5 protein-coding genes are annotated in these 3,229 nt (G+C 45.2%); 2 read left to right on the top strand and 3 right to left on the bottom strand.

All coding sequences use genetic code 11. From position 1 onward, the window contains the following. Window positions 1-39: 39 nt before the first annotated feature. The 3 genes from dsbA to M979_RS17685 form a co-directional block, all read right to left on the bottom strand. The gene (gene dsbA, locus M979_RS17695; protein WP_034461503.1) at window positions 40-663 is read right to left on the bottom strand and encodes a thiol:disulfide interchange protein DsbA; all 624 of its coding nucleotides are present in this window, start codon (window positions 661-663) and stop codon (window positions 40-42) included. Between the two features lie 28 nt (window positions 664-691). After that, complete coding sequence (locus M979_RS17690; protein WP_034461495.1) at window positions 692-1,678, bottom strand: serine/threonine protein kinase; 987 nt, start codon at window positions 1,676-1,678, stop codon at window positions 692-694. Window positions 1,679-1,754: 76 nt separating this feature from the next. Continuing rightward, window positions 1,755-2,024, bottom strand: coding sequence for a YihD family protein (locus tag M979_RS17685; RefSeq protein ID WP_034461496.1), 270 nt, complete (start codon window positions 2,022-2,024; stop codon window positions 1,755-1,757). A gap of 72 nt (window positions 2,025-2,096) precedes the next feature. Between M979_RS17685 and mobA the strand changes: the two genes are divergently transcribed. Then, window positions 2,097-2,678, top strand: a complete 582-nt coding sequence (gene mobA / locus M979_RS23420) for a molybdenum cofactor guanylyltransferase MobA (RefSeq protein WP_209439638.1) — start codon at window positions 2,097-2,099, stop codon at window positions 2,676-2,678. Beyond that, on the top strand, window positions 2,679-3,182 hold the full coding sequence (gene mobB / locus M979_RS23415) for a molybdopterin-guanine dinucleotide biosynthesis protein MobB (RefSeq protein ID WP_064555907.1): 504 nt from the start codon (window positions 2,679-2,681) through the stop codon (window positions 3,180-3,182). The last annotated feature ends 47 nt before the right edge of the window (window positions 3,183-3,229 follow it).

The raw sequence follows: 3,229 nt of genomic DNA, 5'->3' as shown, positions 1-3,229 counted from the left end.
AAAACAATAGAAAAAGCCGGTCATTGACCGGCTTTTTCATTACTTTTTCTCGACCAGGAATTTGGCCACATCAGCATACTGCTGGACAAATACGTCCATATTGCTGGTGTCCATGCCTTGTGGATTCAGTTGGTATTTCCCGTTCACGAAAATAGCCGGAACACCCTGCAATTGCAGATCGGCCGCAGCTTTCTCTTGTTGAGCAACCAATGATTTCACTACAAAGCTGTTCCATGCCGCATCGTACTCTTCTGCTTTCACACCTGCATTAATGAAGACATTACGAATATCAGCAACGTTTTGAACTGTCTGAGTTTTCTGAACAGCTTCAAACATTGGGGCTGTGATTTTATCTTCAACGCCCAGTGCCAATGCAACAGCCCATGCCTGAGTTAAATCCTTGCCCAATGGGCCGAGGAACTCAACATGGTATTTGGTCATTTTGGTGCCTTCTGGCAGTTTTTTCTTCACAGTATCAGAAACATGAAGCACTTCTTCAAACTGGTAGCAGTGCGGGCAGTAGAAAGAGAAGAACTCTAAAACCTGTGGCTCACCAGCAACAGGTTTTTCCAGAGTCACGAACTCTTTGCCGTCAGTGAACTGCGCTGCAGACACGCTAAATGCCAGGACCATCCCCGCTAGCGCCAGCCAAATCTTTTTCATCATCAAATCTCTCCTGAATAAATACTGATTAATACATTGGCGTTAATGTTAGTGGTGGTTCACGTAGAACCCGAACCTGCTCTGTAAAAGTCGCAGTTTGTGTTCTCCAGTAATCTTCGTCGGTAAGCCACGGAAAATTTCTGGGGAAGGCAGGGTCATCCCAGCGTCGAATTATCCACGCGAGATAATAAACCATACGCATTGCTCGTAAAGGTTCTATGAGTGCAATTTCGTCTGATTCAAAGGGGGTAAACTCTTCATATGCTTCGACAATCATTTCCAGCTGCATTCTCTGCTCGGCTTTATCGCCATTCAGAAGCATCCAGATATCCTGAATTGCCGGGCCATTACGGGCGTCGTCCAAATCAACAAACAATGGTCCATCGCGCCAGAGAATATTCCCCGGATGGCAGTCGCCATGTAATCGTAATGCCTGGAAACCTTCATGCCAGTGGAGTTTCACTTCCGCGATTAGCGCATCAGTTGCTTTGAGAAAGTTTTTCTTGAGAGCTGCTGGAATCAGATTTGTATGCTCAAACAGTTCGCGTGGCTCAAATAAATACTCATTTAAGCCAATATCAGGACGAGCGGAAAATTGCTTACGACGCCCGGTTTGATGAATACGACCAAGATAACGGCCTACCCACTCCATCTGATCAAGGTTATCCGTTTCGTATTGTCTCCCGCCTAAACTAGGAAACACAGCGTACATAAAGCCTTGATGGCGTAGTAATGTTTGGCCGTTGAAATACAAAGGCGCCGCGACTGGAACCTCATCAGCTTGCAGCTCAAGGGAAAACTGATGTTCTTCTTCTATTTGCTCTGGGGACCAGCGATGGGGGCGATAAAACTTCACCACATAACGTTTACGATCCTCGTCCTGAAACTGATAGACGCGGTTCTCAAAACTGTTTAATGGCGTCAAGCCGGAATCCACCCGTATACCCTGTTCGAAAAGGGCATCCATGATGGTATCCGGATGTAGTGTTTGAAAATTGAAAGCGCTGTCTGTCATCCAGCCAACCAACTGTAAATGCGAATAGTTGAGGATAACATTTCGCAGCCATTTAGGTGGACTGGCTTACAAGCTTTTACTCTTTAATTACACCGCGAGCACGCAACAATGCTGTCTTAAAATCTTCTTCGTAGTCTTTCTGAATACCAGGAATAACAGCATCTTTCGAAGAATCACGCATTTTCAGATGATAGATAAGCACATCATCAGTGAGATCGGTTAATTCACCGGTATAGCCTGACTCTTTGCTGAGTTTCTGCAAAAATTGAATCAAGTTGAGATCCGGCTCTTTCTGCCATGCGGGCTGAAGTAGCTCGAGCAGTTCGTTAAGGCGTTTACATTTCATGATTGTGCTCCATTCACATGAGAGATGTCACACGTTAGCAGGCTCAAACCCACATTAAAAGAGGCGATATAAGTGAGATGTTTAACAGAAGTTACTGGTGTGGTGCTGGCCGGTGGGAGAGCAACAAGGATGGGGGGGCTGGATAAGGGGCTCATAAACCTTAATGGCCAACCTCTGTTTGAACATGTCATGAGTAAGCTAGCGCCTCAGGTAGGTAGTATGGTGATCAGTGCTAACAGGAATATTGAAATATATCAGTCTTTTGGGATTGATGTCCTGAGTGATACGCTACCTGATTATCCAGGACCACTGGCTGGAATGTTGTCTGCAATGCAGCATCTGAGTGGTGAATGGTTTCTGTTCTGCCCTTGCGATACGCCTAATATACCGGACGATCTGGCATATAAGCTGTGGATGCAAAAAGGTGAATCTTATGCGGTGTGGGTGAACGATGGCGAACGAGATCACCCAACTATTGCACTTATGCACCGTAAGTTAGTCACAGATCTTGAGCAATATTTAGCTGCTGGTGAACGCAGAGTGATGCTTTTTCTCCGTAAAGTAGGAGGGAAACCCATACTTTTTGCGAATCAGATGCAAAACTTTATCAATGTAAACACACCTAAAGACCTCATGCACCGGGAGAAAGAATAGATGCTGCCATTGTTAGCGTTTGCAGCGTGTAGTGGAACGGGAAAAACGACGCTGTTGAAGCGAGTAATCCCTTTACTGAACGAACGGGGCATCCGTCCTGGGCTTATTAAGCATACGCATCATGACATGGATGTAGATAAACCGGGGAAAGATAGTTACGAGCTACGCAAAGCAGGAGCGGCACAAACCATCGTCGCCAGCCAAAAACGCTGGGCTCTCATGACTGAAACACCTGACGAAAATGAGTTAGATCTTTACTACCTCGCCAGCCGGATGGATGGCTCATCACTGGACTTGATATTGGTGGAGGGTTTTAAGTACGAATCTGTGCCTAAGATTTTGCTCTATAGAGAGGACACCTCTCTAAATAATGACGATTTGGTTATCGATAGCCATGTAATTGCCATCGCCAGTGACGTAAACCTAAATACATCACTCCCTATTCTGGATATTAATCACCCAGAACAAGTTGCTAACTTTATTGTTAATTGGTTAAAAAAATAGAAATTTCAGCAATGAAGTGAGAAGGCTCAAGGGAAAATCTGTAAATC

This window comes from Buttiauxella noackiae ATCC 51607, from assembly GCF_001654865.1.
GTDB lineage: Bacteria > Pseudomonadota > Gammaproteobacteria > Enterobacterales > Enterobacteriaceae > Buttiauxella > Buttiauxella noackiae.
Note: the sequence above shows the minus strand (reverse complement) of the source record. Positions and strands in the feature narration are given on the sequence as shown.